Source organism: uncultured Campylobacter sp., assembly GCF_963517995.1.
Classification (GTDB): domain Bacteria; phylum Campylobacterota; class Campylobacteria; order Campylobacterales; family Campylobacteraceae; genus Campylobacter_A.
Genome location: NZ_CAUQHQ010000150.1, coordinates 1 through 5,086, shown reverse-complemented (window position 1 = coordinate 5,086; position 5,086 = coordinate 1). Strand labels below are relative to the sequence as shown.

Genomic DNA, 5,086 nt, shown 5'->3' with positions numbered 1-5,086 from the left:
CCTTTAAATTTATACGCCAGCACCATGCCGTCTTTGGCTTGCTCTTTTAGTGCGTCGGTGATTTGCACTTCGCCGTTCTTGCCGGGTTTGGTGCGCTCTAGGATCGTGAAAATATCGGGCGTCAGGATGTAGCGGCCGATGACTGCTAGGTTGCTCGGAGCTTCTTTAGGGTCCGGCTTTTCTACCATGTCGCTAACCATGAGCAGATCGTCCTCGATCGCGCGGCCCGTGACGATGCCGTAGTTTTTGCTCTGCTCGATCGGCACTTCCATTACCGCAACGACGCTGCAGCGGTATTTTTCGTAGATTTTAACCATTTGAGATAGCACGCCTTCGCCATCTTCGTTGATGCACAGATCATCGGCCAGCACCACGCCAAACGGCTCGTCTCGCACGAGGACTTTGCCCGTGTGGATCGCGTTGCCTAGGCCCCTCATACTCTCTTGGCGCGTGAATGAAAACGTGCAGCGCGCCATCAGCTCTCTGATCTCGGTTAGCAGGTGTTCTTTGTTCGTGCCCGATATCTGATGCTCTAGCTCGTAGCTGATATCAAAATAATCCTCCAGCGCGCGTTTGCCGCGGCCGGTTATAAACGCCATGTTTTTCATGCCGGCCTCCAGCGCCTCGTCCACGCCGTAGTGGATCAGCGGTTTTGTGAGGATCGGCAGCATCTCTTTTGGTAGCGATTTGGTCGCAGGCAAAAATCTCGTGCCGTAGCCTGCAGCCGGAAATAAACAAGTTTGTATCATGATTTTCCTTTTGATTTTTTAGGAGATTATAGCGAGTTTTGGCTTATTTGGAGTATTAGGGGCGGTTTTGAGCGGTCAAATTTGACTAAATTTAATTTTGCCGGCCGAGACCCTAGTCTTGAAAACGCGAAATTTAACGCCATCAAATTTAAAAACCAAATTTTGCTCTTTCAAAATACGGGTTCGGGCGAGTAAAATTTTAATTAAAGCAAAAAAAGGGCGCAAATTTATGAGTTTAAAATGCGACGAATTTATCTAGCAAATTTACCGTCAGGCGGCGGCAAATTTATATCCCTCTAAACGCCGCCTTTGCGTTTTCTAGGTCGTTTGCATCAGGGTGAGTCGCGGCTCTAGCCCATCTGGCTTCGCGCTCCGGAGTCACGGCGTAGCGCGGGTCGTTAGGAGCTGCTTCGCCCATTTTGCGTAGTTGCTCGATGACCTTTGGATCGATCGCGCCTTGGCAGTAAAACTCGCGTAAAATTTCATTTTCGCCCTCGCGCAATACGACTTTTGCTTTTTCTAGGCAGTTCATCGCGTGCTCGTGCTGGGGATCCATGCCAAGCGTCATAAAGACGCCCGTTTTTTTGCCCTTTATCTTGCTTAAAAAGCGTTTAAATTTAGGCTCCGCGTCGCCCTTATCGACGTAAAATCCAAGCGCGATAAAGTCGTAACCGTCCAAATTTAGGTGCAGATCATCGGTAAATTTGACCGCTTCGCAGCCAAGCTCGTTTGCGATAGCAAGACCGACTTTCTCGGTATTTCCGGTCGCGCTCGTGTAGATAACTATTTTTTTCATTCAAAGTCCTTTTGTGAGATATTTGCTACTTCGGTGCCGATAGAGTTGCCCCAAAATACGCCGTCTGTGGTGTAGTTTAAAAAGCCGTTTTCTATGCGCATATAGCCTTTGTTTTCGCATTTTTTGAAAAACTCCGTTAGCGCGCTAAAGGTCTCGCCCTTAACTAGGCTTTTTACCTGCGCGAGGTCGATTTTCGGGTACTGAAAGAGGCTTTTTAGCCGTGCTTCGGCGCGCTGTTTGTCGTCTACTTTGTTTATCATACGCATTTTTTCTTTAGCGTTATAGATATCGTAGTAGCCTAGCCTTCCGCCCGAGCCTCTTCCTAGCGGCAGGATATCGGCGCCTTGATGGCTTAGGCGGATATACTGATAGCGGTCGCGACCGATACGGTTAAATTTAGTATGCTCTAGCACCTCGTAGTTGCCCGTGCCCAGTAGCTTTTCAAAGAAAGCGTTGTGCAGCTTATGCTCGTAGTTCACGTCGTAGTAGTCCTGCGAGACCGTCTTTGCGAGCTGCGATTTTTCAAAAAGCTGAAGCGAATAAAAGCTCGTGCTGTCGATCTTTAGCTCATCTATTAGGCGCGCGTCTTCTAGCACCTCGTCTATAGTTTGATCCGGGTAGTTAAAGATAACGTCCGTACAAACCATGCCGCTAAAATTTTGCCTGATCATTTTTAGGTGCTCTATCGCGCCTTTTTTGTCGTGGACGCGGTTTAGCAGTTTGCGGCCTTTGTCCGAAAACGTCTGCACGCCGATGCTAAAGCGGTTTACGCCTAGGCTTTCTAGCAGGCGCACTTTGCTTAAATTTAGATTGTGCAGCGTGGTTTCTAGACTAAATTCGCAGTCCTCGGCGATATTAAAATTTAAGCGCAGAGCCGCGATAATAGGCTCTAGGTGCTTTTCTTTTAGTATCGTCGGAGTTCCGCCGCCAAAATAGACGCTGCGGATATTTTTAGCTTGCAGATACGGGAATTTGCCGTATTTCTTGATCTCGCCCAGCAGATACTGCGCGTAGCTATCTAGCTCGTCCTCTAGCTTCGTGCGGTTCATCGAGCAAAACGAGCAGATATTATCGCAAAAAGGCACGTGGATATAGATCACGCCGTCCTTTTGCGTCGGCAGCTCCTCGGTTAAAAATTTCTCGACCTCGGCGTTAGTCGCCATTTTTATTTTTTTGGGACGCGTCGGTCCTGCGTGTCCCTTTTGTCTGGTTTCAAACATTTCGCGCCGCCGCTAGTTTTCCATACTATTTACTATATTTATGACTTCGTCGCGCAGGCTCTCGACCGTTAGCTCGGCCTTTTTCTCAAACGGCACGAACACCTCGCCCTCGTCGCAAGCGATATACATGCCATCCTCGGTGATATCGGTCATTTTGACGTTTTGCGGGTTTTTAAAGCCGCCGAATCTCGCGCACATATCCTCGGTGATGCCGATGAAGTTATCGTTCATCATGCCTAGCGCCATCTCTTTGGCTTCCCTTGCTTCTTCGTCCAGCTTCATATTATCTCCTTAGTTAAAAATGATATTTGTTATTTTAACCGTTTGAAGCTGAATTTTAGCCCTTAATAAGCGCGATTTGCCCGTTTTTTATCTCGTAAATTTTATCCGCCGCGTCAAAATACGCATCGTCGTGACTGATCGCAAAAATCGTGTATCCCTGCGCCTTTAGCTCAGGTAAAAACTCCGCGTAAAAATGCCGCCTAAACTCGGGGTCTTGATCGGCCGCCCACTCGTCAAGGATCAAAAATTTACGCTTTTCAAGTAGCGCAGCGACCATTGCGAGGCGTTTTTTCTGACCTTGAGAGAGATTTAGCGTGCTAAATTTGCCGTCCTTTACGCTTACTTTATTTTCTATCGACATCTTTTTTAGCAGCCCATCTATCAGTGCTTCATCCTCGCTCATAGCTTCGTCAAAGAGATAAAAGTCGCTAAACACCGCGCTAATCGTATTTGCGTAGCTTTTTAAATTTGACTCGGTGATTTTGGTATCGTCTGCGAATATCTCGCCGCTTTTTGGCGCTAAAAGTCCGGCTAGTATCATAAATAGCGTGCTTTTGCCGCTGCCGTTTTTACCGATCAAAAACACCGTCTCGCCGCGCCTAATCTCTAAATTTATATCCTTTAGCGCAAATTCGCTCCCCTCGTCGTAGGCGAAATTTATATCTTTTAGGCGCAGTTTTTGCCAAATTTGCGGAGCTGTCTCGCCCAGCTCAAATTCAGGCTCAAAGGGCGCTAGGTCTAGCTTTTTTAGCCGCTCGTAAGCGATACGCGCGCGAAATACGCTAGGCACCGAGTAAAGCAGCATCATGAGAGGCGCTCGCAAAAAAAGTATCGCCAAGGCCACCGTGATTGCGTCTTGCAGGCTTGCAGCGTCATAGGCTAGGCAAAAATATATCTCGATACCTACGGCGCCTAGCGCCACCGCGTTTAGCCAGTTACTCATAAAGGATTGATGGATCTCTGCTTTTACGATATTTTCGCGTAGGCTTTTTGCGTTTGGGATAAAGCGGTCCCAAAAAAGCCGCTTTGCGCGGGCTAAATTTAAGCTAAGCTCCCTATGCCCTTCGATACAGGTCTCATAGTCGCGGTACAGCTCGTCCTCGCACTTGCGGTATCGCTCGAAGTATTTGTGGATATTTTTTATGAAGTATCGGCAAATCCACGTCGCAGCGCCCATCCAAAGCGCCAAAAACGCAAAAATCTCGGCCGAGATATAAAGCACGTAAACGCCCGTCGCACCGATGATGAGCACGCCTTGGATGATGCTTGGCACCTGCATAAAGCCGTCGGTTAGGCTGCGCACGTCGCTTGAGAGCGAGGCGATCAAATTTGACTTGCCCGCGGCTACAATTTTTTGATTTGCGGTATCTAGGATCCTTTTTATCGTTTTGGCTCGCAGCTCGTAGACAAAATCGTTGCCGATCACGCTAAGGGCGATGCGCGAGAGCACCGAAAAGCCCAAAAATAAAATCAAAAGCGCGAAAAACGCGAGCAAAATTTGAGCGTCTTGTTCTTTTAAATTTAAGAGGTATTTGTTGATAAAGGCTAGTATTAAGATCCCCGAGCCGCTAAAAACGGCGCTAGATACGATCATGGCGATGATTTGCCAAAGAGTTTTTTTCGAGATTTTTTTAAACATTTTCATTCTTTTTTGAGAGCTTATTTCATTTTAGCCGCCATTTTATAAGAATGTTTTTAAAATTTCGCTAAAATCGGGCTTTATTTAAAGGAGAAAATTGCAAACGGTTTTGCGGGTCGTATCGACCAAAACTGAAGCCAAAAAATCGACGTTTTTATGCTTTTTGTGCCCGATTTGCGAGTTTAAAGCCTTGCACGAACAGCTAAAAGCGGAGCATCCAAAGGCCGCGCACGTCGTGTGGGCGCTGCGCGAGCGAAACGGCTACGGCCAGATAGTAGAAAATCAAAGCGATGACGGCGAGCCAAAGGGTACTAGCGGGCAGCCCTCGCTAAACGCGCTTAGAGGCGCCCAGCTTATAAACGCGGGCGCACTCATCGTTCGGTATTTTGGCGGGATAAAG

7 protein-coding genes are annotated in these 5,086 nt (G+C 47.7%); 2 read left to right on the top strand and 5 right to left on the bottom strand.

All coding sequences use genetic code 11. The annotated features are described in order from the left end of the window. Positions 1–749 (bottom strand): UTP--glucose-1-phosphate uridylyltransferase GalU (galU, locus tag RYL88_RS11385; protein WP_314991401.1); only part of this gene is annotated, 749 nt, incomplete at its 3' end. Here galU and RYL88_RS11380 point away from each other — a divergent pair. Next, positions 741–944 (top strand): hypothetical protein, encoded by a 204-nt coding sequence (locus tag RYL88_RS11380; RefSeq protein ID WP_314991399.1) that lies wholly within the window; start codon positions 741–743, stop codon positions 942–944. The two genes, galU and RYL88_RS11380, sit on opposite strands and share 9 nt — an antisense overlap. Positions 945–1,035: 91 nt before the next feature. Here RYL88_RS11380 and RYL88_RS11375 read toward each other — a convergent pair whose 3' ends face one another. From RYL88_RS11375 to RYL88_RS11360, 4 genes are read right to left on the bottom strand one after another with little or no spacing between them, the layout of a single operon-like run. Next, positions 1,036–1,545 (bottom strand): flavodoxin family protein, encoded by a 510-nt coding sequence (locus RYL88_RS11375; protein WP_314991396.1) that lies wholly within the window; start codon positions 1,543–1,545, stop codon positions 1,036–1,038. Next, entirely contained in the window at positions 1,542–2,765 is a 1,224-nt protein-coding gene (locus RYL88_RS11370) for a radical SAM protein (protein WP_314991394.1), read from the bottom strand. The genes RYL88_RS11375 and RYL88_RS11370 overlap by 4 nt, the downstream gene beginning before the upstream one ends. A 12-nt stretch (positions 2,766–2,777) precedes the next feature. Beyond that, positions 2,778–3,047, bottom strand: coding sequence for a DUF2470 domain-containing protein (locus RYL88_RS11365; protein ID WP_314991393.1), 270 nt, complete (start codon positions 3,045–3,047; stop codon positions 2,778–2,780). A 55-nt stretch (positions 3,048–3,102) separates the two neighbouring features. Further along, a complete protein-coding gene (locus tag RYL88_RS11360; RefSeq protein WP_314991391.1) occupies positions 3,103–4,686 on the bottom strand; it encodes a cyclic peptide export ABC transporter in 1,584 nt (527 codons plus the stop codon). A 97-nt stretch (positions 4,687–4,783) separates the two neighbouring features. Here RYL88_RS11360 and RYL88_RS11355 point away from each other — a divergent pair. Next, the coding region (locus RYL88_RS11355) for a YigZ family protein (protein ID WP_314991390.1) at positions 4,784–5,086 on the top strand (303 nt) is incomplete at its 3' end.

What these genes read in the sequence shown, in the direction of transcription:
- RYL88_RS11375 (WP_314991396.1), bottom strand. Translation starts at nt 1,545, where the DNA reads ATGAAAAAAATAGTTATCTACACGAGCGCGACCGGAAATACCGAGAAA.
- RYL88_RS11360 (WP_314991391.1), bottom strand. Translation starts at nt 4,686, where the DNA reads ATGTTTAAAAAAATCTCGAAAAAAACTCTTTGGCAAATCATCGCCATG.
- RYL88_RS11370 (WP_314991394.1), bottom strand. Translation starts at nt 2,765, where the DNA reads ATGTTTGAAACCAGACAAAAGGGACACGCAGGACCGACGCGTCCCAAA.
- RYL88_RS11365 (WP_314991393.1), bottom strand. Translation starts at nt 3,047, where the DNA reads ATGAAGCTGGACGAAGAAGCAAGGGAAGCCAAAGAGATGGCGCTAGGC.